The organism is Azospirillum fermentarium (assembly GCF_025961205.1).
Classification (GTDB): Bacteria; Pseudomonadota; Alphaproteobacteria; order Azospirillales; family Azospirillaceae; genus Azospirillum; species Azospirillum fermentarium.
This window is the reverse complement of record NZ_JAOQNH010000001.1, coordinates 2935417-2961887: the sequence shown is the minus strand read 5'-3', so window position 1 is coordinate 2961887 and position 26471 is coordinate 2935417. Positions and strand designations below refer to the sequence as shown.

Annotated in this window: 22 protein-coding genes; 14 read left to right on the top strand and 8 right to left on the bottom strand. The window is 68.3% G+C overall.

Going from position 1 to position 26471, the window contains the following annotated elements; all coding sequences use genetic code 11:
* Positions 1-100: 100 nt before the first annotated feature.
* Positions 101-1027: a DnaJ C-terminal domain-containing protein gene (locus M2352_RS13860; protein WP_264665063.1), complete on the bottom strand. Its 927-nt coding sequence runs from the start codon at positions 1025-1027 to the stop codon at positions 101-103.
* A gap of 45 nt (positions 1028-1072) precedes the next feature.
* Positions 1073-1567 carry an RT0821/Lpp0805 family surface protein gene (locus tag M2352_RS13855; protein ID WP_264665062.1) on the bottom strand — a complete coding sequence of 165 codons (495 nt, stop codon included), beginning with the start codon at positions 1565-1567 and terminating at the stop codon, positions 1073-1075.
* A 223-nt stretch (positions 1568-1790) separates the two neighbouring features.
* On the opposite strand from M2352_RS13855, the gene pdxH reads away from it, so the two are divergent.
* The 3 genes from pdxH to M2352_RS13840 all read left to right on the top strand — a co-directional run bounded on the left by pdxH (position 1791) and on the right by M2352_RS13840 (position 5120).
* Positions 1791-2399, top strand: a complete 609-nt coding sequence (pdxH, locus tag M2352_RS13850; protein ID WP_264665061.1) for a pyridoxamine 5'-phosphate oxidase — start codon at positions 1791-1793, stop codon at positions 2397-2399.
* 39 nt (positions 2400-2438) lie between these two features.
* The gene (locus M2352_RS13845; protein WP_264665060.1) at positions 2439-3377 is read left to right on the top strand and encodes a cation diffusion facilitator family transporter; all 939 of its coding nucleotides are present in this window, start codon (positions 2439-2441) and stop codon (positions 3375-3377) included.
* Between the two features lie 351 nt (positions 3378-3728).
* Positions 3729-5120 (top strand): methyl-accepting chemotaxis protein, encoded by a 1392-nt coding sequence (locus M2352_RS13840; RefSeq protein ID WP_264665059.1) that lies wholly within the window; start codon positions 3729-3731, stop codon positions 5118-5120.
* Positions 5121-5443: 323 nt separating this feature from the next.
* On the opposite strand, the gene M2352_RS13835 is transcribed toward M2352_RS13840, so the two are convergent.
* Positions 5444-5656: a hypothetical protein gene (locus M2352_RS13835; RefSeq protein WP_264665058.1), complete on the bottom strand. Its 213-nt coding sequence runs from the start codon at positions 5654-5656 to the stop codon at positions 5444-5446.
* A gap of 63 nt (positions 5657-5719) precedes the next feature.
* Positions 5720-8572, bottom strand: a complete 2853-nt coding sequence (uvrA, locus tag M2352_RS13830) for an excinuclease ABC subunit UvrA (RefSeq protein ID WP_264665057.1) — start codon at positions 8570-8572, stop codon at positions 5720-5722.
* Positions 8573-8853: 281 nt separating this feature from the next.
* On the opposite strand from uvrA, the gene M2352_RS13825 reads away from it, so the two are divergent.
* The 9 genes from M2352_RS13825 (at position 8854) to M2352_RS13785 (ending at position 18441) form a co-directional block, all read left to right on the top strand.
* Positions 8854-9414 (top strand): single-stranded DNA-binding protein, encoded by a 561-nt coding sequence (locus tag M2352_RS13825; protein ID WP_264665056.1) that lies wholly within the window; start codon positions 8854-8856, stop codon positions 9412-9414.
* 289 nt (positions 9415-9703) lie between these two features.
* Complete coding sequence (locus M2352_RS13820; RefSeq protein WP_264665055.1) at positions 9704-11266, top strand: metallophosphoesterase; 1563 nt, start codon at positions 9704-9706, stop codon at positions 11264-11266.
* 136 nt (positions 11267-11402) lie between these two features.
* Positions 11403-12953, top strand: a complete 1551-nt coding sequence (locus M2352_RS13815) for a TolC family protein (protein WP_264665054.1) — start codon at positions 11403-11405, stop codon at positions 12951-12953.
* Positions 12950-13165, top strand: coding sequence for a hypothetical protein (locus M2352_RS13810; protein WP_264665053.1), 216 nt, complete (start codon positions 12950-12952; stop codon positions 13163-13165). Before M2352_RS13815 ends, M2352_RS13810 begins: the two co-directional genes overlap by 4 nt.
* Positions 13162-13875: an ABC transporter ATP-binding protein gene (locus M2352_RS13805; protein WP_264665052.1), complete on the top strand. Its 714-nt coding sequence runs from the start codon at positions 13162-13164 to the stop codon at positions 13873-13875. Before M2352_RS13810 ends, M2352_RS13805 begins: the two co-directional genes overlap by 4 nt.
* On the top strand, positions 13872-15074 hold the full coding sequence (locus tag M2352_RS13800; protein ID WP_264665051.1) for an ABC transporter permease: 1203 nt from the start codon (positions 13872-13874) through the stop codon (positions 15072-15074). The genes M2352_RS13805 and M2352_RS13800 overlap by 4 nt, the downstream gene beginning before the upstream one ends.
* A gap of 946 nt (positions 15075-16020) precedes the next feature.
* Positions 16021-16695, top strand: coding sequence for a hypothetical protein (locus M2352_RS13795; RefSeq protein ID WP_264665050.1), 675 nt, complete (start codon positions 16021-16023; stop codon positions 16693-16695).
* A 28-nt stretch (positions 16696-16723) separates the two neighbouring features.
* Positions 16724-16951 (top strand): hypothetical protein, encoded by a 228-nt coding sequence (locus M2352_RS13790; protein ID WP_264665049.1) that lies wholly within the window; start codon positions 16724-16726, stop codon positions 16949-16951.
* 38 nt (positions 16952-16989) lie between these two features.
* Positions 16990-18441: an HlyD family secretion protein gene (locus tag M2352_RS13785; RefSeq protein ID WP_264665048.1), complete on the top strand. Its 1452-nt coding sequence runs from the start codon at positions 16990-16992 to the stop codon at positions 18439-18441.
* Positions 18442-18445: 4 nt separating this feature from the next.
* Here the strand turns inward: M2352_RS13785 and M2352_RS13780 are convergent, their stop codons facing one another.
* Positions 18446-19210: a class I SAM-dependent methyltransferase gene (locus tag M2352_RS13780; RefSeq protein ID WP_264665047.1), complete on the bottom strand. Its 765-nt coding sequence runs from the start codon at positions 19208-19210 to the stop codon at positions 18446-18448.
* A 172-nt stretch (positions 19211-19382) separates the two neighbouring features.
* Between M2352_RS13780 and M2352_RS13775 the strand changes: the two genes are divergently transcribed.
* Positions 19383-20024, top strand: coding sequence for an SRPBCC family protein (locus M2352_RS13775; RefSeq protein ID WP_264665046.1), 642 nt, complete (start codon positions 19383-19385; stop codon positions 20022-20024).
* Between the two features lie 143 nt (positions 20025-20167).
* A complete protein-coding gene (locus M2352_RS13770; RefSeq protein ID WP_264665045.1) occupies positions 20168-20551 on the top strand; it encodes a c-type cytochrome in 384 nt (127 codons plus the stop codon).
* Between the two features lie 71 nt (positions 20552-20622).
* On the opposite strand, the gene pepN is transcribed toward M2352_RS13770, so the two are convergent.
* From pepN to M2352_RS13755, 3 genes are all read right to left on the bottom strand, one after another.
* Complete coding sequence (gene pepN / locus M2352_RS13765) at positions 20623-23289, bottom strand: aminopeptidase N (protein ID WP_264665044.1); 2667 nt, start codon at positions 23287-23289, stop codon at positions 20623-20625.
* A 100-nt stretch (positions 23290-23389) separates the two neighbouring features.
* On the bottom strand, positions 23390-25915 hold the full coding sequence (locus M2352_RS13760; RefSeq protein WP_264665043.1) for a TIGR02302 family protein: 2526 nt from the start codon (positions 25913-25915) through the stop codon (positions 23390-23392).
* A 69-nt stretch (positions 25916-25984) separates the two neighbouring features.
* On the bottom strand, positions 25985-26404 hold the full coding sequence (locus M2352_RS13755) for a bacteriohemerythrin (protein WP_264665042.1): 420 nt from the start codon (positions 26402-26404) through the stop codon (positions 25985-25987).
* Between the last annotated feature and the right edge of the window lie 67 nt (positions 26405-26471).

Here is a 26471-nt window from a genome sequence, read left to right as displayed (position 1 = left end):
AAAAGGGGGTGGATCAGGAACGGGAGTCTGCCGGAAAGGATGCGGCGGGCGCAATCCTGACCGTTGCGGCAGGCTCCACTTTTTCCATTCGGACGGGGGGTTACTCCAGCCCGGCCTTCTTGCGCACGTCATAGCTGCGGGTGCGCGCCCACTTTTCCATGAATTCCATCAGCTCGCTGTCGGGCGGGTCGGGCAGCACCACGCGCAGCTTCACATACTGGTCGCCGGGGCTCTTGGTGGTCTGGTTCATCACCCCCTTGCCGCGCAGGCGCAGGACGGAGCCGGTGTTGGACCCCGGCGGCACCTTCACCGACACCGCACCATTGACCGTGGGCACGCGGATCGACGCCCCCAGCACCGCTTCGTACAGGGTGATGGGCACCTCCAGATGGATGTCGGCGCCCTGGCGGGTGAACAGGGGGTGCGGCTCCACATGCACCTCGACGATGGCATCGCCGGGGGTGCCGCCGCCCAGCCCGGCCAGGCCCTGACCCTTCAGCCGCAGCTTCTGCTCGTTGTCGGTGCCGGGGGGGATGGCGACGTCGATGCTCTTGCCGTTGGACAGGCTGATGCGCCGCTTGGTGCCCAGCGCCGCTTCCATGAACGGCACGGTGACGGAATAGGCGATGTCGGTGCCCTTGGCCTTGACCCCGGCACTGCCGCCGGCCCCGGCGGCGCCGCCGCGCTTGCGGGCACCGAACAGGTCGGAGAACCAGAAATCGTCGCCGAAGGCATCGTCGCCGCCGCCGCCGGTCCCGCCGGCCCGTCCGCGGGTGGACGAGGACCAGCGCCCGCCGCCCGCGTGCCGTTCGGACCCGGCGGCGTCGATCTCCCCACGGTCGAAACGGGCACGTTTGTCGGTGTCGGACAGCAGGGAATAAGCTGCCGACACCTCCTTGAACCGTTCCTCGTTGCCGCCGCCACCCTGGTCGGGGTGGTATTGCTTCGCCAGCTTCCGATAGGCTTTCTTGATATCGTCGGCGCTGGCGTTGCGCGCAACGCCGAGGACCGTGTACGGATCACGCATGGGCTGCCCGGTTCCGCCCCTCAACCGTGGGGCATGACAAGAACGTTAGGAATTCTTGACGATTTTCCAACCGCCGTCGGCCTGTTTGCAAGCGGTTCCATAGGCCAGTTCCGTCTTTCCCTTCACGGTGACGGTCTGGCGGAACTCGCGGCAATAGGTGTTGGCGGTGTTGTAGCCCTCACGGGTGGTCGTGATGGTGCCGGAGTTGCCCGACTTGGGGTTGCTCCACTGCGTCACCTCGCCCAGGTGGGCGGCATAGGCGCGGGTCATGGCCTTGGATGCCGCCTGCTGATCCTCCTTGTCCAGGGAATCGGCGATGTCGCGGCCCACGAAGGCGCCGAGCAGGGTGCCCACGCCGGAGGCGTTGAGCTTTTCCGTGCCGGCGCCCATGCGGGCGTCGATCACGGGGCCGCCCGGCGCGCTGCTGCTGCCGCCGCTGGAACCGGACGTGAAGCAGCCGGACAGCATCACCGTGGCCAGGGCCAGAGCCAGGGGCGCGGCCAGGGGGCCGGCCAGGGGACCAAAGGTCTTTGCGGACATGAAAACCAAACCTCGACAGTTGATGCACCGCCGCCGGTCCGTCCCCCCATCGGGGACCGGAAAGAAGGATTCGGCGCGCCGGTGGCCCCTGATATACGAAAACCTGTGGCCGCTGTGAATTGCGACGTGACGCGGGGGGGCTTGCGCGCCATTCTTTTCTCCACCCTCCGGGAGCCGTCCTGCCGTCATGGACGGGCCGGGGCCGGTTCGACCCGAGGAAACCATGTCCGATCTGACCGAACGAGATCCCTTTGACACCTTCGCCGACTGGATGGCGGAGGCCGAGCGCAGCGAACCCAACGACCCCAACGCCATGGCGCTGGCCACCGCCGACGCCCACGGCGTGCCGTCGGTGCGCATGGTGCTGCTGAAGGGCGTCGATCCCCGCGGCTTCGTCTTCTACACCAACACCGAAAGCCGCAAGGGCGAACAGCTTCTGGCCAACACCAACGCCGCCCTGTGCTTTCACTGGAAGACGCTGAAGCGGCAGATCAGGGTGGAAGGCGCGGTGGAAACCGTCACGGACGCCGAGGCCGACGCCTATTTCGACAGCCGCCCGCGCGACAGCCGCATCGGCGCCTGGGCATCCCAGCAGTCGCGCCCCATGGAGGGGCGGTGGGAGCTGGAAAAGCGCGTGGCCCAGTTCGCCGCCAAATTCGCCATCGGCCACGTGCCGCGCCCGCCCCATTGGACCGGGTTCCGCATTGTGCCCCGCCGCATCGAATTCTGGCAGGACCGCCCGTTCCGTCTGCACGAACGGATTCTGTTTACCCGTGAGGTCATGGCTGGCCAGCCTCCCGGCGGATGGACAACCGACCGGCTGTTCCCATAAGAAAGCGGTGATGTTCATCAGCGCAGGGCAGCAACGATCATGACCACTCCCCCCACGGCGGACCGCATCAGCCCGGCCGAGGCGGAGAGGCTGCGCCGACGGGCGACCATCGCCAGCGTCGCGGTGGCCTTCACCCTGATCACCGCCAAGCTGGTGGCCTATCTGATGACGGGGGCGGTCAGCATCCTGTCCTCGCTGGTGGATTCCTGCACCGATCTGATGGCGTCGCTGGTCACGCTGTACGGTGTGCGCCATGCCATGAAGCCCGCCGACCCCGCCCACCGTTACGGCCACGGCAAGGCGGAGCCGCTGGCGGCCCTGGCCCAGGCGGCCTTCGTCACCGGATCGGCGGTGTTCCTGGGGGTGGAGGCGGTGCACCGCTTCACCAGCCCCCAGCCGGTGGAGGACGGGGCGGTGGGTGTCGGCGTGATGGTGCTGTCCATCGCGCTGACCGCGGTGCTCATCGCCTATCAGCGCCATGTGGTCACCCGCACCGGCTCCATCGCCATCGGGGCCGACCGGCTGCATTATTCCGGCGACCTGCTGATGAACAGCGCGGTCATCGCGGCCCTGGTGCTGACCACCTGGACCGGCATTCCGGCGGTTGACCCGCTGTTCGCCCTGGGGATCGCCGCGTTTCTGGTGTATGGCGCCCACGGCATCGCGCGGGACGCCCTGAATGTGCTGATGGACCACGAACTGCCGGAAGCGGCGCGGCAGCGGATCACCGCCGCCGTCCTGGAACACCGGGCGGTGCGGGGCATGCACGACCTGCGCACCCGCAGCACCGGCACCGGCGTGTTCATCGAGCTGCACCTGGAGCTGGACCCGGCCCTGCCGCTGACCCGCGCCCATGACATCACCGACGCGGTGGAACGGGATCTGAAGACCCGCTTCGATCCCGCCGAGGTGCTGATCCACCAGGAACCCGCCGGGCTGCGCGACGACCGGCTGGACGAGCGCGTCCAGGGCGGGTGAAAGACCCGGCATTTTCGCTAATTTCGATATTTTGCGCATTTTGTCGCACCCCGTTGGCAAGACGCCCGGCGGGGTGCCATCTCCCGTGGCGTGTCTTTGCCCGGCGCAAGGGCGAAACCATGGGACAGGGGATCGGAAACGGCGTTTCGCCGCGCGTCAATCGGCCTCGTCATACGGTGCCGCTGGTACGATCCGTTAATCCTTTGAGTGCTAAACTGTCCCCATGGGTTGTTCCTTCGTACCAAGAATGTCCCCGTGATATTGCAGTCTCGCAAGAAAACGGCATTATATGGTTCGGGGAGTGAACGATCCCAACACGCAAACATAAAACAGCAAGAATCGGCGGACGCAATGGACAGCACCTTCGGCAACCGGGCTTACCTCATCGCGGACATAGCCACAGAGGCGGGAACTCTCGGCATCGAAATCGCCGATGTCGCCGGTCACGTCGAAGATGTCAGCGGACGGATCAACAAGCAGGCGGAGGTGTTCGCCCAGCTTCGTGACACCGGCTCGCGCATGACCAGCAGCACCGAGCGCATCGCCGCGGCCTCCACCATCGCGCGCCAGGTGACCGAACGCGCCCGGCGGGACGTGGAGGCGTCCCACGACCGCGTGCAGCAGTCGCTGGACGACATCCATTCCCTGGTGGATTCCGTCGGCGGCATCGAAACCCAGGTGGTCGGCCTGCGCGAGGCGCTGGAGCGCGTGGGCAAGGTGGCCAAGGAAATCTACGCCATCGCCAAGCAGACCAACCTTCTGGCGCTGAACGCCACCATCGAGGCGGCGCGCGCGGGCGAGGCGGGGCGCGGTTTCGCCGTGGTGGCGGGGGAGGTCAAGGCCCTGTCCACCAAGACCAGCGAGGCGACGGCGGAAATCGATTCGACCCTGAAGTACCTCAACGAGCAGGCCCAGCGCCTGATGGGCGAGAGTGCGGCCAGCGCCAGCCGCGCCCGCGCGGTGAGCGAGGGCACGACGGCCATCGGGGCGGTGATCGACACCGTGGGCCGGGCCATGGCCGAATTGCACAGCGAAACCGACAAGATCGACAACGCCTCGTCCGACATCGCGCTGAACTGCCGCGAGCTGGAGCGGGAGATCGGCGATCTCGCGGTCGGCGTTCAGCTTTCCAACGAGAATCTGGCCCAGGCCCGCGACCGCATCCACAACCTGCTGGGCATGAGCGAGCGGCTGATCGGCGTCACCGCCGAATTGGACGTGGACACGGTGGACACCCCCTTCATCCGCATGGCCAAGGAGGCGGCGGCCCGCATCGCCACCCGGTTCGAGGATGGGCTGGCCCGCGGTGAGGTGGCGGAAGGCGACCTGTTCGACCGTCAGTATCAGCCCATCGGCGGCTCCGACCCGCAGCAGTACATGGCCCGCTTCACCAATTTCTGCGATCGTGTGCTGCCGGAGGTGCAGGAGGAGACGCTGACCCGCAACGGCCGGGTGGTGTTCTGCGTGGCGGTGGACGAAAACGGCTATCTCCCCACCCACAACCGCGCCTTCAGCCAGCCCCAGGGCAGGGATCCGGTGTGGAACGCCGCCAATTGCCGCAACCGCCGCATCTTCAACGACCGGGTGGGGCTGGCCGCCGGCAAGAACGTCAAGCCGTTCCTGCTCCAGACCTACCGCCGCGACATGGGCGGGGGGAAGTTCGCGCTGATGAAGGACGTGTCGGCGCCGATCATGGTGCGCGGGCGTCATTGGGGCGGCCTGCGCATCGCGTACAAGGTCTGAGGTTTCGGATTCCCCCGCCTCATCGGGGATGAGCAACCGTGATCAGGACAAAGGCGAGCAAACCGCGGGTGGACCCTGTCAAGGCGCGGGCGTCCGCCCTATGGCGGTTATTGGCCTTGGCTGGTGCCGCCGGCGGTGTGTTCTGGTTGGTCCCGTGATCGGCATCGCTGGCAGCGTGCCCGTCCCATGTCCGGGGCCATGGGCAAGCATGGCGTTGGGACAGCCGTTGGGACAGCCATAGAATCTGGAGAATCTGGGACAGCCATGGAATCCAGCCATCAGGCATGGAGGTCCGGAGGGCGGCGCCCTCCGGTCTGCCTCTGTCATTCGCTGGTCGTGGTCCGCCGCTCGATGGTGGTGGTGGATGATCCCGACGGCGCCGGGGTGACCACGGTGGTGCCGTAGTTCGGCGTGGTGGTGGTCGTGGTGGTGGTGGATGACGTCCGGTGGCTGGTGGTCTCGCTGGACCCGCAGGCCGCGACCAGCAGGGCAGCACCGGTCGCCAGAACGATACCGGGCAGAACGCGCGTTTTCATCGAACCGCTCCCTTGGCAGGTTTCCGATGGGGCGGAAACGCTGCTGCGGGAGGCTTGTTTCGTTCAGGCGCGTTTGCGCGTCTTCCGGGCGCTTTCGAGGTAGGGAGCGAGGTAGCGCCCGGTGTAGCTGCGCTCCACCTTGGCCACGTCTTCCGGCGTGCCGGCGGCAACGATCTCACCGCCGCCGGTGCCGCCCTCGGGGCCGAGATCGATGATCCAGTCGGCGGTCTTGATGACCTCCAGATTGTGTTCGATCACCAGCACGGTGTTGCCCTGGTCCACCAGGGCGTGGAGCACCTCCAGCAGCTTTTCCACGTCGGCGAAATGCAGGCCGGTGGTGGGCTCGTCGAGGATATAGAGGGTCCGCCCGGTGGCCCGGCGGCTCAGTTCCTTGGACAGCTTGACGCGCTGGGCCTCGCCGCCCGACAGCGTGGTGGCCGCCTGCCCGATGTGGATGTAGCCCAGCCCGACCCGTTCCAGGGTTTCCAGCTTGTCGCGGATGGAGGGCACGGCCTTGAAGAACTCCTTGCCCTCTTCCACGGTCATGTCGAGCACGTCGGCGATGCTCTTGTCGCGGTAAAGGATTTCCAGCGTCTCGCGGTTGTAGCGCTTGCCGTGGCAGACGTCGCAGGTGACGTAGACGTCGGGCAGGAAGTGCATCTCGATCTTGATGACGCCGTCGCCCTGGCATGCCTCGCACCGTCCGCCCTTGACGTTGAAGGAGAAGCGGCCGGGGCCGTAGCCGCGGGCCTTGGCCTCGGGCAGGCCGGCGAACCAGTCGCGGATGGGGGTGAAGGCGCCGGTGTAGGTGGCCGGGTTCGACCGCGGGGTGCGCCCGATGGGCGACTGGTCGATGTCGATCACCTTGTCCAGATGCTCCAACCCCAAGAGCGCGTCGTGCTCGGCGGGGTGCTCGCGGGCCCCCATCAGCTTGCGGGCCACCGCCTTGTACAGGGATTCGATGACCAGGGTGGATTTGCCGCCGCCCGACACCCCGGTGACGCAGGTGAAGGTGCCCAGCGGCACGCGGGCCGACACGTTCTGCAGGTTGTTGCCGCGGCAGCCGGTAATCTCCAGGAACTGGCCGGGATGGCCGGGCCGCCGCGCCTCGGGCACCGTGATGCCGCGGGTGCCGTTCAGGAAGGCGGCGGTGATGCTGGCGGGGTTCTGCTGCACCTCCGCCGGCGTGCCCTGGGCCACCACGCTGCCGCCGTGCTGGCCCGCACCCGGCCCCATGTCCACCAGATAATCGGCGGTGCGGATGGCGTCCTCGTCATGCTCCACCACGATGACGGTGTTGCCGAGATCACGCAGACGTTTCAGTGTCGCCAGCAGCCGGTCGTTGTCGCGCTGGTGCAGGCCGATGGACGGTTCGTCCAGCACATAGAGCACGCCGGTCAGCCCCGAGCCGATCTGGGAGGCCAGCCGGATGCGCTGGCTCTCGCCGCCCGACAGCGACCCGGACCCGCGGGCCAGCGTCAGATACTCCAGCCCGACCGCGTTGAGAAAGCCCAGCCGCTCGTTGATTTCCTTCAGGATGCGGTGGGCGATCTCCTGGTCCTTGGGGCGCAGGTGCCCGTTGAGGGTGGCGAACCAGTCGGCGGCGGCGCCGATGGACATCTCGGCGGTCTGGGAGATGTGCAGGCCGCGGATCTTGACCGCCAGCGCCTCCGGCTTCAGGCGCGCACCCTTGCAGGTCTCGCACGGCTGGGACGACTGGTATTTCGACAGCTCGTCGCGGGTCCAGTTGCTTTCGGTCTCGCGGTAGCGCCGTTCCAGATTGTTGACGATGCCTTCGAACGCCTTGTGGGTCTGGTAGTGCTTGAGGCCGTCGTCGTAGGTCATGGTGATGGGCTTGCCATCCGACCCGAACAGGATGGTTTTGCGCACCTCCTCGGGCAGATCCTGCCACGGCGTGTCCATGGACGCGCCGAAATGGCCGCAGATGCTGTGCAGCGTCTGGCCGTAATAGGGGGAGGAGGATCCGGCCCATGGGGCGACGGCCCCCTTGGCCAGCGTCAGCCGCTCGTCCGGGACCACCAGCATGGGATCGAAATAGATCTTCGACCCCAGCCCGTCGCAGGTGGGGCAGGCGCCGAAGGGGTTGTTGAACGAGAACAGCCGCGGCTCGATCTCCGGGATGGTGAAGCCGGAGACGGGGCAGGCGAATTTCTGCGAGAACACCGTCTGTTCGCCGCTGTCGGCGTTCTCGACGAAGATGATGCCGTCGGCCAGCCCCAGCGCGGTTTCCAGCGAATCCGCCAGCCGGTTGCCCAGCCCCTCGCGCACCACGATGCGGTCCACCACCACGTCGATGTCGTGCTTCAGTTTCTTGTTCAGGGCGGGCACCGAGTCGATGTCGTGCAGGGTGCCATCGACCCGCACGCGCTGGAATCCGCGCTTGCGCAGATCCTGGATCTCCTTCTTGTACTCCCCCTTGCGCCCGCGGACGATGGGGGCCAGGAGGAGCAGGCGCGTGCCCTCATCCATCGCCATCACGCGGTCCACCATCTGCGACACCGTCTGGCTTTCGATGGGCAGGCCGGTGGCGGGGGAATAGGGAACGCCGACCCGCGCCCACAACAAGCGCATGTAGTCGTAGATCTCGGTCACCGTGCCGACGGTGGAACGGGGATTGCGCGAGGTTGTTTTCTGTTCGATGGAAATGGCCGGCGACAGCCCCTCGATGGATTCCACATCGGGTTTCTGCATCAGTTCGAGGAACTGGCGGGCATAGGCCGACAGGCTTTCCACGTACCGCCGCTGGCCCTCGGCATAGATGGTGTCGAAGGCCAGCGAGGATTTGCCCGACCCGCTGAGGCCCGTGATCACGATCAGCTTGTCGCGGGGCAGATCCACATCGACATTCTTCAGATTGTGTTCCCGCGCACCGCGGACGCTGAGGCATTTGGTCATGGGGTCTTCATCCGGTGGACGGTGGCCGGTGAACGGCGGGCCGATGAACGGTGGGCCGGAGGACGGCAAACGTCAGGATCGTTGCAATCGCACAGGGTGTTCCTCTATTGTTCTTACCAGCAGCCCGTGGGCTGCGCAAGCCCTAAACCGCCCGCCGCAGCGCCGGTTCCGGCGGGCGTCCACGGGCCGGTTGACGCCGGCCCCGCGGCGTTGTTTTTTCCCCACCAGACCAAGCAGGCGCCGCCCGAGCCGGGCGCCCGGATGAGAGGAGTAGGCAAGAGATGAACGTGTGGACCTTCAGCGGGCGTTTGGGGGCCGATGCGGAACTGCGCTCGGTCCAGAGCGGGGAAAAGGTTCTGGGCTTCCGGGTGGCGAACGACGTCGGCTTCGGCGACCGCAAGACGACCCAGTGGGTCGATTGCTCCATCTGGGGCCGCCGTGCGGAATCCCTGGCCCCGCACCTGACCAAGGGCAAGGCCGTGGTGGTGTCGGGCGAAGTCACGCTGCGCGAATTCGAAAAGCGCGACGGCACCCGCGGTGCCGGCCTGTCGGTGCGCGTGAACGAGATCGACTTCATGGGCGGCGGCCGTGACGGCGAAGGCGGCGGCGGCGGCGGCGGCGGCTACGGCGGTGGCGGGGGCGGCCAGGGCGGTGGTTATGGCGGCGGCGGTGGCGGCTATGGCGGTGGCCAGGGCGGTTACGGCGGCGGCGGCCAGGGTGGCGGCGGCTACGGTGGTGGCGGTGGCGGCCAGGGCGGCGGCTACGGCGGCGGTGGCGGTGGTCAGGGCGGCGGTGGCCGCGGCCCGGTCCACAACGACCTGGACGACGAAATTCCGTTCTGATCCGGTCATCGGGCCGTCAGGGTGATGAAGCGGGCGCCGGACACGTGGTTCGGCGCCCGTTTTCTTTGTTCGGCTGCCGGCCCCCGGTGCGGTGGTAATGAAAACAATCAATCTTCAATTCATCAAATCTGACAAAATGTGATCTTATTTGAGAACTTATTTATGTGATTGTCGGCGTTTGGTTGCAATTTTTACTGTGCCATGATTGGGCTTTGGCGAGTATCCGGGTGCGTTCTTTGCGTATCAACGAGGTTTTCGCCCGCCTTGTACCAAAAAATAAGAGGCCATCATGACCGGAACTCCCTCTCCTGCTTCCCTTGCTCCTCTGGTTACCTTCGGTGTGGTCGGCGATTACGGGTCGGGCGGCGTCGATGCCAACAACAGCACCACCAGCGTCGTCGCCATGGCCGCGGCGGGTGTGGCCACGGCCATGCAACAGTATGTTTCCCCCGCCATCCCATCGAATTTCGTGGTTTCGGTGGGGGATCAGGTCTATTGCCCGTGGAGCCAGGGCGATGAAAACGAGCCGGCGACGAGCACGGATTACATCAACGCCGTCGGCAAACTGTATGGTGGTTTCCTGTGTTACCCGTCGGTCAGTTACGACGTGGAGCAGTTGGCGCTCTCCCCCAATCCCTATACCCCGCCTGGCGTCACCCCATCGGAAACCATGCGTCTGTTCCCGGCGATCGGGGACCATGACTGGTGGAAGCAGAAATATCGGAAAACCGTTACCGCGCCGTCCCCCTCCCTCACCGAGTCCAAGACGCAGGAAGAATATCTGATGGAGGGAAACGACAACTATCAGATGAATTTTGCCGGATTGGAGCAGCCATTGAGTCCGGTGGACAAGGATGGCCCCTGCATCCGTTATTACTCCGTGTCCCAGGGCACCGTGCCCGCTGCCGATACCCCCCTCGTCCAGCTTTTCGCGCTCAGCAACGATAAGAACGAGGTGCTGCTGGGAACGCTGTCCACCACGGCGAGTTCTTCCGGCAACCTGGACGCGCCGCAAATCATGTGGTTTCAGAACGCGCTGAAAGCCTCCACGGCGGTGTGGAACATCGTGTTCATGCACCAGCCGCCGTATTCGTCGTCGCAGGACCATGGGCCGACAGCCTATTTCCAGCTTGTGGATCAGGTGGCGGCCAAGGCCGGGCAAACCGTCGATCTGGTGCTGGCCGGGCACGTCCACAGCTATGAAAGGCTGCAGATGGTGGGGGGCAGGACCGACCCGACCACCTACATCGTCAACGGGGCCGGCGGCACGCTGGAAAGCTTCGCGCCGTTCTACGACACCCCGGCGCCGTCGCCCCAGTCGATGGGGGTGATGCCGGGAAGCCAGATCCGGGCAACGGGCTTCTACGGCTTCCAGTGTGCCCTCGTCACCGAGCAGACACTGACGCTGGCCTTCTACGGCTCCCAAGATCCCGGCAATGCCGAGAAAAAGGCCGGCGGGGCCGTCTGGTCGGTGATCGACACCGTGATGATCGTCAAGGCGGGCACGGTTCTGAACACGGATCAGTTGACCGGCCTGACCGGGCTGGTGATTCAGGGCACCATGGACAATGGCGTGACGTCCGGCCTGACCATCGACACCGGCGGGCAGGATGCCACGGTGCCGGTGAACATCTGTGGGCCGGGGTCGCTGACGGTCACCGGCGGCGGCACCCTGACCATCACCGCGGCATCGGTGCCCGGCGGCGTGCCCACGGGCCATGGCGCCTCGGTCTTTTACGAAACCACCCAGACCGGCCCGTCCGGCCCGGTTTCCGTCACGGGCCAGACCACGCTGGTGCTGTACGGCACGGCCTATGCGCCCGCCGCCGGCGTGCCGGAGCCGGCGGCCTGACGCGGCTTTGGCGGTGCGGCCACTTTCGGTTTGACACACGCCTGCCGGTTGGGCTGCATTGGCGGCAGAACCGCCGCAGGGTTGCATCGTCCCCCCGGACAATGCCTCCTGGGCCGTATGGGTGGCCGGAACGCGCATGTGGGGACGATCGAGGGCCGGGGGCACACCCCCGTTCGGGGCGGCGGCGTGGTTCGCCGCCGTGCTGCTCGTGGCCGTCCCGGCGGCGGGGCAGGTGGGGCCGCTGCCGCGCTATGCCCAGCCGGCGGGGGCCACGGCGCCGGTGCCTCCCGCCGGGCCGGAGATCCGCCTGACGTTGCCGGAGGCGGTCTATCTCGGCCTGCGCCGCAACCGGGCGGTCAAGAGCGCCTACCTCCAGCGGGTGCTCGACAAATACGACCTGACGGTGGCGGAATCCCTGCTGTCGCCCAAGGGCGTGCTGATTGCCGGCATCACCGCCGACCGCACCGGGGCCGCGCGCACGGCGGACGCCACCGTGACGCCGGTGGTGCAGATGCTGACACCGCTCGGCACCTCCATCAGCTTCGCGTGGGATGCGGTGCAGACCGGGCGGCGGCAGAAGGGGGGCAACAGCCTGACCGGGCAATCGTCGCTGTCGCTGACGGTGATCCAGCCGCTGCTGCGCGGCGCCGGCCCCGACGTCACCCTGGCCCCGGTGCGCGAGGCGCGGCTGCGCGAACGCTACAACCAGCTTCGGCTGAAGGCGGCGGTGGCCGACACCGTGACCGCCATCGCCGGGGCCTATCACCGCTTCATCCAGGCCCGCCAGCAGATCGTGCTGGCCAAGGCCGCCCTGAAGCGTGCCCGCGAGCTTGAGGCGACCAACCGCGCCCTGATCGCCGCCGGGCGCATGGCCGACATCGACCTGGCCCAGGCGCAATCCAGCGTGTCGGTGCAGGAGCTGGGGGTGCTGCAGGCGGAAAACGCCTTCGATTCCGCGCGTCTGGCCCTGCTCAGCCTGCTGGCGCTGGACCTGCACACCCGCATCGTTCCCGCCGACACCCTGACCGCCCGGCCCGTGCGGGTGGAGGTGGAGACCGTGCGGGCGCTGGCCTTCGAAAACCGCCCCGACTATCTGGCGCAGATGGTCGCCATCGACAGTGCCCGCATCGGGCTGGACGTGGCGCGCAATCAGCAACTGTGGGATCTGTCGCTGGTGGTGGGCGTCAACGCGCCGGGGGCGGGGCGCACCGCGTGGGGGGCCACCACGGCGTTGCCGGACACCAAGACCGACCTGCGCGCCGGCCTTCAGCTCAGCATCCCCCTCAACAACCCCGCCATCAGGCAGCAGGAGGTGCAGGCCGCCGTCGGCCTGCGCCAGAGCGAGGTGCAGTTGGAGCAACTGCGCACCCAGGTGGACCAGCAGGTGCGCGACGCCGCCCGCACCCTGGACACCGCGTGGCGGCAGTACACGCTGAGCCGGCAGGTGCGCGAACTGGCGCAGAAGACGCTGGACAGCGAAACCGTCAAGCTGCGCGCCGGTCGGTCCAGCAATTTCCAGGTGGTGACCTTCCAGGACCAGTTGCGCGCGGCGGAGAACGGAGAGCTGACGGCGCTGGTGGCCTATCTCGACGCGCTGATCGCCCTGGACCAGACCGCGGGCGCCACCCTCGACACCTGGGGCATTCAATTGAACGACGACGCGGCGGTGCCGGAGGGGCGGCCATGAGGCCCGCAGCGGCCCGCCGGCTGCTCGGCACCGCCCTGGCCGTGCTGGCGGCGGCGGGGTGTGCCGCCCCGGCGGACATCATCCCCGACCCGCTGCCGGCTCCGGTCATGGCGCCGCCCGCCGGCCCGGACCTGCCGCTGCCGGCCTATGCCCGGCCGGCGGGGGAGCCGGCGGCGTCGATCACCCGGGACGATCCCGGCGCCCCGCCATGACCGCCCCCATCCTGTCCCTGGACGGCGTTAACAAGAGCCTGGGTGACGGCGCGGCGCGGGTGCCGGTGCTGCGCGGGGTGTCGTTCACCGTGGCGCGGGGGGAGGTGTGCGCGGTGACCGGCGCCTCCGGCTCCGGCAAATCCACGCTGCTGACCCTGATCGGGCTGCTGGACCGCCCCGATGCCGGGCGCATCCTGCTGGATGGGGAGGATGTGGGGGCGGCCCACCCCGACCGTCTGGCCCATCTGCGCAACCGGCGTCTGGGTTTCGTGTTCCAGGCGTTCCACCTGCTGCCGCGGCTGAGCGCGCTGGACAATGTGGCGCTGCCCTTCCTCTACCGCGGCCTGTCGCCCGCCGCCTGCCGCGACCGGGCGGCAGCGGCGCTGGAGCGGGTGGGGCTGGGCGGGCGGCTGCACCACCGGCCCGACGCCCTGTCGGGCGGCCAGCGCCAGCGGGTGGCGGTGGCCCGCGCCATCGTCGGCGGGCCGGCGCTGCTGCTGGCCGACGAACCCACCGGCAATCTGGACAGCGCCACCGCCCGCACCATCATCGACCTGTTCTTTGCGCTGAACGCCGAAACCGGGCTGACCATCGTCATGGTCACCCACGACCCGGCCATCGCCGCCCGCTGCCCCCGCCGGCTGGTCATGCAGGACGGGCGGCTGCTGCCGCCGGACGGGGCAGGAGCCGGGGGAGGGGGCGGCGAATGAGCGGGTGGGGGCGCTGGGCGCCCGGCGTGTGGCGCGAACTGGTGGCCGACGCCTTCCGCAACCTGCGGGCGGCGGGGCAACGGTCGCTGCTGGCGCTGCTGGGCATCGTCATCGGCACCGCCGCCGTCATCGCCATGATCGCCATCGGCCACAACGCCCAGCAGCAATCGGTGCGGCAGTTCATGGCCATGGGCATCGACATCCTGGCGGTGCGCAAGGATTTCGCCCCCTCCGGCGCGGTGTTCGCCCTGACGGCGGAGGATGTGGCGGCGCTGGCCCGCCTGCCGTCCATCACCGACGCCGCCCCGCTGGCGGTGGCGGGGGTGGAGATCCCCCGCGCCGGCACCCGGCTGATGCTGCCCATCGCCGGGGTGACCCCCGACATGTTCCGGCTGGCCCGCCTGACCGCCGCCGCCGGGCGCCCGCTGGGGGCCGCCGACGCCGCCCTGACCGTCGCGGTGCTGGGGGCGGAGGCCGCCCGGCTGCTGGGCACCGCACCGGGGGGCACGGTGGCGCTGGGCCGTTACCGCTACACGGTGGTCGGCATCCTGGCCCCGGTGGTGCCCAACCCGCTGCTGCCGGTGGATCTGAACGGCGCCGTGCTGATCCCCCAGCCGGGCATGAAGCGGCTGGCCGCAGGGCTGGGCACGGATGGGGAGATCGCCACCATCATCCTGCGCAAGGCGCCGGGGGCGGAGGATTCCGCCGCCGTTGCCGCCGTCGCCGCCCATTTCGCCGCCTCCCCACGCCCGCGCCCGGTCCACACCCAGACCGCCCGCCAACTCATCGCCGCCCAGGCGGAGCAGATGACCGTCTACACCGCCCTGCTGTCGGCCATCGGCGGCATCTCGCTGATCGTCGGCGGGGTGGGGGTGATGAACGTCATGCTGATGAACGTGGTGGAGCGCCGCCGCGAAATCGGCCTGCGCCTGGCGCTGGGTGCCCGCCCGCGCGATATCCGCGCCATGGTGCTGGTGGAATCGGCCGCTCTGTCGCTGACCGGCGGCGGCATCGGCACCGCCGTGGGCGTGGCCGCCGCCGCCGTCTATGCCCGCACCGCCGGGTGGGACGTGGCGCTGCCGGCGGTTGCCGTTCCGCTGGGGCTTGGCATGTCGGTTGCCGTGGGGCTGCTGTCCGGCCTCTATCCGGCGGTGTCCGCCTCCCGTCTCGATCCCATCGCGTCGCTGCGGGGCGAGTAACCAACCTATAGCACGAATTGTCACGGGTCTTTTGCACGCAGGCGTTTGCTTTTTTGCCGTGGCTGGGCCATTATCAACTATGCCGCGTACAAATAATTAGATCGCATTCTTAGGTGTATGCCCAAGTATGCGCATCGAAAAACCAGCGGCCAGGCCACGGACGACGAAGGATGGAACGGCGGACCCCGTTCCCCCATCCGGGAGAGATGGAATCATGAGGCACCGTCTTGTTTCGGCATCGTTCCTTGCGGCGGTGATGAGTCCGTCAAGGGTGCTGTCTCTTCCCACCGTTCGATAACAATCATTTTCCTCCAGAGACGGAGTATCAATCGTTATGAATACGAAGCTTCTTGGCATTTTATGCGCCGGTGCCCTGTTCGGTTTCGCCGGCACGGCGTCGGCGCAGAGCGCCGTGACTGTGACCGTGAACAACGGCACGACCGTTCTGACAAATTTCTCTTCGCCGTCAGGGTGCCAGGGAACCACGACCTTGGGGAGTCTGGGGGGAGGGGGTATCGGGTATTCCTCTATTTATAGCCCTTACTCAACTTCTAATGGATGTTCTGTTCGGTATACTCGTTCAGACAATTCCCGTTATTGCAATTGGGTGCTTTCTCGTACCCGCAGTTCTTTGACTGGCCCTTGGAACTATCCCACGATTACGACAACGAAAAGTTCCTCGGGTGTCACGTGCACCAGCACGATTACATCTGTGACGACAGATGGTAACTGGAGCGTTACCTTGAAAATTGCTCCATAATAATTTGGCATTGTGCATGTAAGAGCGGATTTTGAGAATTAATCCGCTCTTTACATAAATATTATAATTTGTGCAAATAGCACAAGAAACGGAGTATGTGATATGGTAAGCATTAGTTCTGCTGTATCCATCACTTTATCTTCTTTTTCGACGCACACCACTGTGAAGTCGACAGGTGGGAAAGGGATGTCATCAGGAGCGGTGCCTACCAGCGAAACTTCCTCCGCACCATCGGTTCAACCATCTATGGGGGGGAAGAAGGATTTTTCCACGGTCGCTAAGGATGCGCGGGCGGCGCTGGATGCCGATTACAAAGCCAGTGGGAAGGCGGGAGATATCTATACGAGCTTCTCGGACTGGCAAACGATGCTTGGTGGCATGGATCGCCGTTCGCTTTATGCCATTGCCAGCAATGAGGGCGGCCAGTTCAATGAAGCGGAGCAGGTTGGCGCCCAGAACGTTATGGATGCTCAACGTTACAAGGCAATGGGCGTTGACGTAAATGCGCCCGGAAAGCCCACTGCCGCCATGCAGAAAGCCGGCATTCAGTTCCTCGACACGGTGAGTGACGAGGAAAAAACCAGTATGACCTGGGCCAATCAGCGGGCAAATCTTGAACTCAACTATGATCTTTTCTCTCGCCAGGAGGGCACGGAGCCTGAGAATGTCGAGAGCGACAGCCCTTTGGTGAAGCTGATTAAAGGCGGTCTCGAGAACCTGAGGCGCGGAGGCAACCCGGCGAACCAGCTTGAGGATACGCCGGAATACAAGCAGGCGGTTCAATTGTCCGAGCAATTGAAGGCCGGGTTGAAGGCGAAGGACAAGGGCGGCAGCGCCCGCGCCGTGGACATCACCGCCTGACGGCAGCCAAGGCTATGGGAGTTCCGGCATGACGGTCATCGGCAGCACCCTTCCCACCGTGACGGCGGCCCCCCGCAGCGCGGGTGCGAAGCCGGCTGGCACGGTGTCTCCGTCGGGAGGTGGCGCGGTTTCATTGGCCCCGGCGTCGATCGTCAGCCTGTCGTCCGCCGCCACGGCAACCCTGCCGGACAGTGGTGCTCGGAAGGATTTCGCCACCGTTGCCAAGGATGCGCGGGCTGTGGACATCTCCGCGTGAATGCCGTCACTGTGGTCCCCGGTGACACGGGGGCGGGGATGACGGGTGTGGGGAGCCGGCCGGTGGACGGGCTGGCGGCGTTGGCCGTGGCGGCGGTTGGGTTTGACGATGGCGGCACGGTCACGGCGGTCAACGGCGCCGCGCGGGCGCTGCTGGGGCTGCGCCCCGGCCATGGGGTGGGCGAGCCGCTGGAGCGGTTGGGCGGGGAAGGACTGTTGGGGGAGGCTCTGGCCGGTCTGGCCCGTGGTCCTGCTCTGAGCACCCGCACCCTGCGCGTGCGCCGCCGTGGGCGCGCCGTGACGGTCACGGCCACCGTTCTGCCGCTGGACCCGGCGCGCTCCGATGGCGGCGGGGTGGTGCTGCTGACGCCCCGGTCCCGGTGGGGCGGGGCGGGGCGCTGGGCGCTGGGCGCGCTGGTGGTGGCCGGGGTGGCGGCGGGATGGGCCGCTGCCGGCTGGTTGCCGGCCCGGTCCGGTGGAATGGCGGGGGGTGGCGAGGCGCCCGCCGCGGCGGCCCCGACCGCGGAACCGTCCCCGGCCGCACCGGCGGCGGTGCCGCTGTCGGTGATCGGGGTGATTGAACCGGGGCGCACGGTCAACGTCATCGCCCCCTTTGCCGGGGTGGTGCGGGAGCGGCGCTTCGACTATGGCGCCCCCGTGGCCGCCGGCGCCGTGCTGGCGGTGATGGACCGGCTGGAGTTGGACATGCGGATGCGCGAAGCGGAAAGCGCGCTGCTGAAGGCCACCCAGCGGGTGAACGAACTCAACGGCTGGGACACCGGGCCCGAGGTGTTGCGCGCCCGCCGTCAGGCCGTGGCGGCGGAACAGGACGCGGCCCAGGCCCGCCGCCGGCTGGCCGACGCCAAGCCCCTGTTGGACCAGGGCATCATTCCGCGGCAGGAATACGAGGATCTGCGCCGCCAGGCCGAGGTGCAGGCCGCCGCCCTGGCCGCAGGGCGGGAGGATCTGGCCGCCGTCATCGCCCGCGGCGGTCCCGATGCCCGCCGGGTCGCCGCGCTGGAGCACGCCAACGCGGCCGCCCGCCTGGATGAATTGAAGGGCCAGCTTGCCCGTGCCACCGTCACCGCGCCCGTGGGCGGGCTGGTGCTGAAACCGCCGCCGGGGGGCGGGGGTGGGGTGGCCGCCGGAGCCTCCGCCCCCACGGCCATAGAGGCGGGGGCGACCTTGGCCGCGAACCAGATCATGGCGGTGATCGCCGACACCGCCACCGTTTCCATCGCCGCGCGGGTGGACGAGATGGACGTGGGCGCCCTGCGCATCGGCCAGGGGGCGGAGGTCGGCGGCGATGCCTTCGCCGGCGGTCCGGTGACGGGCACGGTGGCCTGGATCGCCCGGCAGGCATCCAGCGAGAACGGGGCCGGCGGGGTTGCCAGCTTTCCCATCCGCATCGACCTTCCGCCCCTGACCGACGCGCAAGCGGCCCGCCTGCGTCTGGGCATGACCGCCACGGTGACCATCAGGCCCGAGTGACGGATCACACCGTCCCGATGCGCCCGTTGACCGGCCAGGTGACGGGCCGGGCCGTGGCCGGATCGCCCCACAGGGCCGCCATATCGGCGGCGAAGCGGTCCAGCAGCGCGCCGGCCCCGGCCTCGCGGGCGCGGCGGGTGGCCGACCATGTGCCGATGTAGCCCAACAGCTCCGTCAGGGTCCAATCCCGGCGGATGACCAGCGGCGGCAGCGGGATTTCGGCGAAGGGGAAGGGGATGGAGGCATAGCCCTCGTCCACCAGCCGGCGTTCCGGCGGCCAATAGGGGCCGATCTCGCCGGCGTAGAAGCGGCGGAAGCGGGCGTCTGCCTCCCCCTCGCCACCATCCAGCCGCAGCACGCCATAGCTGACCAGGGCCACCACCGCCCCCGGTGCCGCCACCCGGCGCACCTCGGCGTAAAAGGCCGGCAGGTCGAACCAATGGGCGGCCTGGGCCGCGGCGACCAGGGCGGCGCTGCCGTCCGCCACCTCCAGCCGTTCCGCCGGGGCCTGGACATAGCGGATGCGGGGGTGGGGCGTGGCGTGGGCCAACTGGTCGGCGCTGGGGTCGAGCGCGGTCACATGGGCGAAGCGGTTCGCCAGCAGCCGGGCGAACTGCCCCGACCCGCACCCCACGTCCAGGGCGCAATCCCGCCGCGGTGCCCGTTCCGCCAGGGCATCCGCCAGCGCGTCGGGGTAATCGGGGCGGTGGAGGGCATAGGCGGCCCCGCCGCGGTCGAACCAGTTGGGGGCGGGGGTGGCCATGGTCATGGGGGCATCCGTCCTGCGTGTCCGGCCATCAGCATGCCGGGCCGGGAACGGAACGGCAAGAGCCGGAAAATGGTTGGGGATGCTGGCAACGGCGGGACCGGGAACGCACTTTCTCCCTAACGCCGGCTGTGCCGGCCGGCCCGAACGCACGAACACGAGGGAGGGGAAGACCATGGACATGACCGGGAGCCATCGGGTGGACGCACCGCGGGACCGGGTGTGGGCGGCGCTGAACGACCCCGAGATCCTGCGCCAGTGCATCCCCGGCTGCGACGAGGTGGTGCGGCTGTCGGACACCGATTACACCACCCGCGTGGTGGCCAAGGTCGGGCCGGTGAGCGCCAAGTTTTCCGGCAAGGTCACCCTGTCCGACATCGACCCACCCAACGCCATGACCATCACCGGGGAGGGCACCGGCGGGGCCGCCGGCTTCGGCAAGGGGGGCGCGCGTGTCACCCTGGTCCCCGACGCCACGGGAACGGTGCTGCATTACGAGGCGCACGCCCAGGTGGGCGGCAAGCTGGCCCAGATCGGATCGCGGCTGGTTGATGCCGCGGCGCGCAAGATGGCCGACGATTTCTTCGCCCGGCTGTCCAACGCCGTGGCCCTGCCGCCGCCGCCCGCGGAAGCTGCAGGGTCCGAGTCGGTGCCGCCAAACACCACCGTTCCGATCATGCCGGTGCCGGGTATCCCGGCCCCGCCCGAAGTGCCCATTCCCATCCCTGCGACCCGTGGACGCGGCGGGTTCTATGTGCCGTGGGTGGCGTTGGCGGTCGTCGCGGTGTTGGCGGGAATTTTGACGTTCGGGCATTAAACGATGGGATGAGAAAACCCCCGTCGTGCGTTTGTTGGGGTTGGCGGGGCGTTGAAACTGTGTATTCTGCGCCTCGTTCGAGCCGGCTTCTTTCGGGTCGGCTGTCCGCAATAATGCAAGATTCCAAAAGGGGAAATGGATCGATGAGCAAGAAGCTGCTGATGGGCGCCACCATCGTCGCCGGCCTGGCCCTGACCGCCATGGGTGCGCAGGCTGGCGATGCCGCGGCCGGCAAGGAAGTCTTCAAGGTTTGCGCCGCCTGCCACACCGTTGAGCAGGGCAAGAACAAGGTCGGCCCGTCGCTGTTCGGCGTCGTCGGCCGCACCGCCGGCACGATCGACGGCTTCAAGTATTCCAAGCCGATGATGGAAAAGCAGGCCGCCGGCTATGCCTGGACCGAAGACAACCTGAAGGCCTACATCATCAACCCCAAGGCGGTCGTTCCCGGCGGCACCATGGCCTTTGCCGGTCTGAAGGACGAAGCCAAGGTCGCCGACCTCATCGCCTTCCTCGCGTCGAACAAGTGAGCCTCGGCAACCGCAAGGTTGTCCGGTGACCGGGCCGGAGGGGAAACCCTCCGGCCCGTCTTGTTTCGGGGTCAGCCCTTCTGGGCGGCTTCCAGGCTCTTGGACGCCACCTCGAACACGTCGGGGGACAGGCCGGGGGTGGCGATGATGCGTTCGAGCTGGGCGATCATCTGCGCCTGACGTTCGGCGTCGTACCGCTTCAGCCGCGAGAACGGCCCCATCAGCCGGGCCGCCACCTGCGGGTTCATCGGGTCGATGCGCAGGATCTGGTCGGCCAGGAAGGCATAGCCCGCCCCGCCGCGGTCGTGGAACGCCACCGGGTTGCCGCCGGGGAACGCGCCGATCAGGGCATAGACCTTGTTGGGGTTGCGGATGGAAAAGGCCGGGTGGTCCAGCAGCCCGCGCACCACCGCCAGCGCGTCCCCGCGGGGGGCGGTGGCCTGGACCATGAACCACTTGTCCACCACCAGCGGCTCGTCCTTCCACCGCTCGTAAAAGGCGGCGATGGCGTCGGCCCGCTCGGGCGCCGGGCTGGCGGCCAGGAACTGCAGCGCGGCGATCACGTCGGTCATGGCGCGGGCGCCGTGGAACTGCCCCAGACACAGCCCCAGCGCCTCCCCGTCGTCCGGGTCGGCCATCAGGTAAGCCAGGCAGATGTTCTTCAGCGCCCGCCGCCCGATGGCGGCGGCGTCCACCGAGAACGCCCCGTCATCCACGCTGTGGGCGCGGTAGGTGGCGAGCCAGCGGTTCTTCAGCGCGCGGGCCAGCGTCCGCCGGGCGAACTCGCGGGCGGTGTGGATGGCGTCGGGGTCGATCACCGCCATGCGGGTGCCGAGATAGGATTCGCTGGGCAGCACCAGCGCCTGCGCCCCGAACGCCGGGTCGCTGGGCGCATCGGCCAGCACCGCCGCCACCGCGTCGATGAAGCTCTGCGGCAGCGACAGCGGGCGGCCCGCCTGCACATCCTCCACCAGCCGCAGCAGCAGTTGCGTCGCCAGCGTCTGGCCCGCCTCCCACCGGTTGAACGGGTCGCTGTCGTGAGCCATCAGGAACGTCAGGTCGGCGCTGGTCAGGTCGGTGCGCAGGGTGACGGGGGCGGAGAAGCCGCGCAGCAGCGACGGCACCGGGCGGGCCGTGATGCCGGTGAAGGTGAAGACCTGCTCCGCCCGGTCCAGCACCAGCACCCGCTCGGTGCCCGCGGCCTCAGCCTCGCCCTCCAGCCGCAGGGGCAGGGCGGCGCCGTCCGGCCCCAGCAGCGCTGTCACCACCGGGATCACCATCGGCTCCTTGGTGGGCTGGCGCGGGGTGGGCGGCACCGTCTGGCGCAGGGTCAGGCGGTAGGTGCCGGCGGCGGCATCATAACTGCCGGTTGCGTCCACAACCGGCGTGCCGGCCTGGGAATACCACAGCTTGAACCGGGTCAGGTCGATGCCACCGGCGTCGGCCATGGCGGCGGCGAAATCGTCGCAGGTCACCGCCTGCCCGTCGTGGCGCTGGAAATACAGATCCATGCCGCGGCGGAACCCCTCCTTGCCCAGAAGGGTGTGCATCATGCGGATGACCTCGGCCCCCTTGCTGTAGACGGTGGGGGTGTAGAAGTTGTTGATCTCCACGTACGAATCCGGGCGCACCGGGTGGGCCATGGCGCCCGCGTCCTCGGTGAACTGCACGGTGCGCAGCCCCTGCACGTCGCCGATGCGCTTCACGCCGCGGGAATTCATGTCGGCGCTGAATTCCTGGTCGCGGAAGACGGTCAACCCTTCCTTCAGGGAAAGCTGGAACCAGTCGCGGCAGGTGACGCGGTTGCCGGTCCAGTTGTGGAAATACTCGTGCGCCACCACCGATTCGATGCCGAGGAAATCACCGTCGGTGGCGGTTTCCGGCTTCGCCAGCACGTATTTGGTGTTGAAGACGTTGAGCGACTTGTTTTCCATCGCCCCCATGTTGAAATCGCCGACGGCGACGATGTTGAAGATGTCCAGGTCGTATTCCAGACCAAACACCGCCTCGTCCCACGCCATGGATTTCTTGAGCGAGGTCATGGCGTGCCCCACCTTGTCCTCGTTCCCCGGCTCCACATAGATCTTCAGTGCAACGTCACGGCCCGAGGCGGTGCGGAAGCTGTCCTCCACGCACACCAGCGCCCCGGCCACCAGCGCGAACAGATAGCAGGGCTTGGGGAAGGGATCCTCCCACCGCGCCCAGTGGCGCCCGCTGTCCGCTGTGCCCCGGTCCACCAGATTGCCGTTGGACAGCAGCACGGGGAAGCGCTGGGCGTCGGCCTCGATGGTGGTGGTGTAGCGGGCCATCACGTCGGGACGGTCGATGAAATAGGTGATGCGGCGGAACCCCTCCGCCTCGCACTGGGTGCAGTAGGTGCCGGAGGACATGTAGAGCCCCTCCAGCGCCGTGTTCTCCTGCGGCTTGATCCGCACCACGGTTTCCAGGGTGAAGCGGTCCGGCACCTGGGCGATGGTCAGGTCGTTGGCGGTCAGCACATAGGCGTCCGGCCCCAGCGGAGTGCCGTCCAGGGCCACCGACACCAACTCCATCCGCTGCCCGTCCAGCACCAGCGGCTGGGGACCGCCGGGATGGTCCGGGTTGCGGTGCATGACCAGAACCGCCCGCACTTCCGCCGCGTCGTCCCGCAGATCGAAGCGCAGGTCCACCGTGTCGATGCGGTAGGCGGGCGGGGTGTAATCCTTCAGCAGAATCGCGCGGGGGCTGCCGTGGTCCATCGGGGTCGTCTCTCGTCTCGTGCGGGTGTGCGTCTGGGATAAGTGACGCCGCGCGCGGACGGGTTCAAGCATCCGTGCCGGCATTCCGCAAAGGAACGTCTTAAAACGGCCGCAACAGCCGGTCGATGTACTCGCGTTCCGGCTGCGGGCGGCTGAACTGGCCGGAGCGGCGGCGCAACTCGTCCAGGATCTCGCGGGCGCGCTGGACCTCGGCCTCGGTCGGCACCTTCACATCCTCGCCCAGGCCCTGGCCCATGCTGTTGGAGCGGCGGCCCAGCGGGTCGCGGCCCTGGCCCATGCGGTTCATCGGCTGGCGGGCCATCCCCATGCCGGGGGACGCCATCATCTGCTGCATCATCTGCTCGGCCAGCGTCTGAAGCCCCTGCTGAATGTTGTCCATGGCCTCGGTCTGGGGCTGCACGGCGCCGCCGGGCTGGCCGCGCTGCAGCGCCTCGCGGGCATCGCGCATGGCGCGTTCGGCGCGGCCAAGGGGGGCGGGGATGTCGCCCGCCTGCTCGCCCAACTGGCGCATCACCTCGCCCAACTGGCGGCGGAGCTGTTCCTGCTGTTCGGCCTGCTTCTGCATCAGGGGGCTGGCGCTGTTGCCCTGGCGCCCGGCACCGCGGGTGCGGGGGGATTGGCCGCCCTGGCTCTGGCCGCCCGGTGCGGGCATGCCCGACGCCGACGGGTTGGCGCCGCCGTCCATCCCCTCCTGCGACTGGCGGAAGGTCTGGTCCAGCAGGCCCTGCTGCTGCTTGGCCAGATCCTGAAGCTGGCGCATGGCGTTCAGCGCCTCGTTCTGGCCCGATGGCGGCTGCATGGCGCCCATCTGCATGGACTCCATCATCTGCTGAAGCTGGGACAGCATCTGCCGCGCCGCGTCCCGCGCCCCGGTCTCGGCCAGGGACCGCATCTGGTCCATCATGCGCTGCAGGTCGCCGGCATCCATCATCTGCTGCGCCAGTTCCGGCGGCACCTCGGGGATCTTTTCGCCGCGCTCCAGCGCCTGGCGCAGGTTCTGTTCCATGGCCTGCATCAGCCGGTCCATGGCCTGCTGCAACTCGTCCATCAACTGCCGCAGCTCGGCATCGGACGCGTTGCGGTCCAGCGCCTCGGCCAGCCGGTTCTGGGCATCGCGCACGTCGCGCTGGGCCAGCGACAGCCCGCCGTCCTCGATGCGCACCGCGATTTCCCACAACAGCGTCTGCAACGCCGGGATGGCGTCCGCCGTGTCGTCGAACACCAGCCGCGCCACCGCCGCCCGCAGGGACAGGAACACCACGATGTCGCCGTTGTAGGTGCCGGGGGTGGCCGAGATCTCCGACAGGGCGTTGGCCACCGGCTCCCGCTGGGTGGCGGGGCTGCGGGTCAGGATGCGGCGCTGCTCGATGATGGCGCGGGCCACGGGATGACGGAATTCCCGCTCGGGCAAGACGAAATCCATGGTGTCGGACAGGCCGATCTGGCCCGCCCCGTCGGTCGCCACCAACTGCACCCACACCGGCAGCCCGGCCCACGGGTGGGCGGTCAGGTCGTGGGTGCTGGCCGCGTGGGCCTCCTTGGGCGCCGATCCGCCCAGCGGCAGGGGCAGTTCCACCGCCGGTTCGCCGGCACGGTCCTGCAGCGTCACCAGAACGCCGGCCTTGGCCAGCCCGTGATCGTCGCGGGCGGCGAACTCCACCCGCATCATGCCCCGTTCGGTGGCCGCGGGCGGGGTGACGAAGGCGATGATGGGGGCCGCGTCGGGCACCACGGCCAGCGGCCAGCTTCCCAGCGTGCGCCCGCCCTGGGTGACCGTCAGGCGGGTGCCGGCGGCCAGTTCCCGTTCGATCTGGTGGGTGTCGCCGTCCACGGCGGCAAAGGGCCGGCTGCCGCCGTCCGCCGCCCCGTCGATGGTCAGGGACGGGGTGCCCAGCCCCCCGGCGACCCGTGCGAGCAGCTTGGACCCGGCCGGCACCGTCACCGGGCCGGGGGTGTCGGGCTTCAGGAACACCGGCGCCTGCCCGGTGTAGGCCGGCGGGGTGATCCACAGGTCCAGCACCGCGGCGCGGATCACCGCCCCGCCGTCCAGCCGTGGCGACACCGCGGCCCGCAGCCTCGGTTCCCAACCGCCCCAGGTGCCGGCCCCGGCGGCGAACAGCAGCAGCAAGGCGGCCATGCGCAGCCCCAGCGGGTCGCGCGCCGCCACGTTGGGGTGGGGCAGGGCCACGCGCAGGCGGGTGACGCGGGCGCGCACCCGTTCCTGGTGCAGCGCCCACAGGGCGGCGGCCATGGGGTCGCCGCCGCTGGGCCGGTCGCGCAGGGTGTTGAGCGGGCGGTGGGGCAGGCCGCTGTCGCGCTCCAGCCGGCGGCGGGCCTCGTCCCGGCCCGGCAGCCGCACCCGGCGCAGCCCCAGCGCCAGGGCCGCCACGAAACCCACGGCGAACAGGATCAGCACGGCCAGATGCAGCCAGCCGGGCAGCCGCGGCAACACGTCGGACAGGGCGGCGGCGGTGAACAGCACGCCGACCGCCGCCGCGGCCCACAGGCCGGGCCACAGCGCCTCCCACACCAGCGCCGCGCGGGCGCGGGCCAGCGCGCCGCGCGGTTCGGCAGGCGGGGTGGGGGGGGCTGGCGTCTTCGTCATGACCACGTCTCCCATCCGCGCGTCAGACTTGATCGACCACCGGACCGGCGGCGGGGGAGCCGGTGCGGATCAGGCTGTGGCGCCCGTGTCGGTGCCGGCCTGCCCGCGGGCGGCCAGCCATTCACCGAACCACTTGTCCATGACCAAAATATGGCCGCAGAGCCACATCTCTACATAGTTCTGCAGGAAGGCGGCGTCATCCGGCGTCTCCCCCATGCTTTCGGCGGTCTTGCGCACGAAATCGGCGAAGCCGTCGTGCATGCGCTTGTGCTTGGCGTAATCCGGGTAATCCAGCCCGCGCATCAGCGCCTCTTCCCGCTGGAAATGATACCGGGAATAGTCCATCAGCTCGTCCAGGAAACGGCGGGCGCCGCCGATGCCGTCGCCCGTGGCCAGGGCGTCGGAAAACTGGTTGAACAGATGGAACAGTTTCTGGTGATCCTGATCCACCGGACCCGGCCCGATGGCGTAGGCCTCGTTCCATTCCATGGTGTTCGGCTCCCTTCGCGTTTTTGGGTATTACCACTCAGGAAACCATAGCTTCCCTAAGAATTGA

Excerpts from the sequence above, each read along its gene's own strand:
- M2352_RS13860 (WP_264665063.1), bottom strand. The coding sequence starts at position 1,027 with ATGCGTGATCCGTACACGGTCCTCGGCGTTGCGCGCAACGCCAGCGCC.
- M2352_RS13855 (WP_264665062.1), bottom strand. The coding sequence starts at position 1,567 with ATGTCCGCAAAGACCTTTGGTCCCCTGGCCGGCCCCCTGGCCGCGCCC.
- pdxH (WP_264665061.1), top strand. The coding sequence starts at position 1,791 with ATGTCCGATCTGACCGAACGAGATCCCTTTGACACCTTCGCCGACTGG.
- M2352_RS13845 (WP_264665060.1), top strand. The coding sequence starts at position 2,439 with ATGACCACTCCCCCCACGGCGGACCGCATCAGCCCGGCCGAGGCGGAG.
- M2352_RS13840 (WP_264665059.1), top strand. The coding sequence starts at position 3,729 with ATGGACAGCACCTTCGGCAACCGGGCTTACCTCATCGCGGACATAGCC.
- M2352_RS13835 (WP_264665058.1), bottom strand. The coding sequence starts at position 5,656 with ATGAAAACGCGCGTTCTGCCCGGTATCGTTCTGGCGACCGGTGCTGCC.
- uvrA (WP_264665057.1), bottom strand. The coding sequence starts at position 8,572 with ATGACCAAATGCCTCAGCGTCCGCGGTGCGCGGGAACACAATCTGAAG.
- M2352_RS13825 (WP_264665056.1), top strand. The coding sequence starts at position 8,854 with ATGAACGTGTGGACCTTCAGCGGGCGTTTGGGGGCCGATGCGGAACTG.
- M2352_RS13820 (WP_264665055.1), top strand. The coding sequence starts at position 9,704 with ATGACCGGAACTCCCTCTCCTGCTTCCCTTGCTCCTCTGGTTACCTTC.
- M2352_RS13815 (WP_264665054.1), top strand. The coding sequence starts at position 11,403 with ATGTGGGGACGATCGAGGGCCGGGGGCACACCCCCGTTCGGGGCGGCG.
- M2352_RS13810 (WP_264665053.1), top strand. The coding sequence starts at position 12,950 with ATGAGGCCCGCAGCGGCCCGCCGGCTGCTCGGCACCGCCCTGGCCGTG.
- M2352_RS13805 (WP_264665052.1), top strand. The coding sequence starts at position 13,162 with ATGACCGCCCCCATCCTGTCCCTGGACGGCGTTAACAAGAGCCTGGGT.
- M2352_RS13800 (WP_264665051.1), top strand. The coding sequence starts at position 13,872 with ATGAGCGGGTGGGGGCGCTGGGCGCCCGGCGTGTGGCGCGAACTGGTG.
- M2352_RS13795 (WP_264665050.1), top strand. The coding sequence starts at position 16,021 with ATGTCATCAGGAGCGGTGCCTACCAGCGAAACTTCCTCCGCACCATCG.
- M2352_RS13790 (WP_264665049.1), top strand. The coding sequence starts at position 16,724 with ATGACGGTCATCGGCAGCACCCTTCCCACCGTGACGGCGGCCCCCCGC.
- M2352_RS13785 (WP_264665048.1), top strand. The coding sequence starts at position 16,990 with ATGACGGGTGTGGGGAGCCGGCCGGTGGACGGGCTGGCGGCGTTGGCC.
- M2352_RS13780 (WP_264665047.1), bottom strand. The coding sequence starts at position 19,210 with ATGACCATGGCCACCCCCGCCCCCAACTGGTTCGACCGCGGCGGGGCC.
- M2352_RS13775 (WP_264665046.1), top strand. The coding sequence starts at position 19,383 with ATGGACATGACCGGGAGCCATCGGGTGGACGCACCGCGGGACCGGGTG.
- M2352_RS13770 (WP_264665045.1), top strand. The coding sequence starts at position 20,168 with ATGAGCAAGAAGCTGCTGATGGGCGCCACCATCGTCGCCGGCCTGGCC.
- pepN (WP_264665044.1), bottom strand. The coding sequence starts at position 23,289 with ATGGACCACGGCAGCCCCCGCGCGATTCTGCTGAAGGATTACACCCCG.
- M2352_RS13760 (WP_264665043.1), bottom strand. The coding sequence starts at position 25,915 with ATGACGAAGACGCCAGCCCCCCCCACCCCGCCTGCCGAACCGCGCGGC.
- M2352_RS13755 (WP_264665042.1), bottom strand. The coding sequence starts at position 26,404 with ATGGAATGGAACGAGGCCTACGCCATCGGGCCGGGTCCGGTGGATCAG.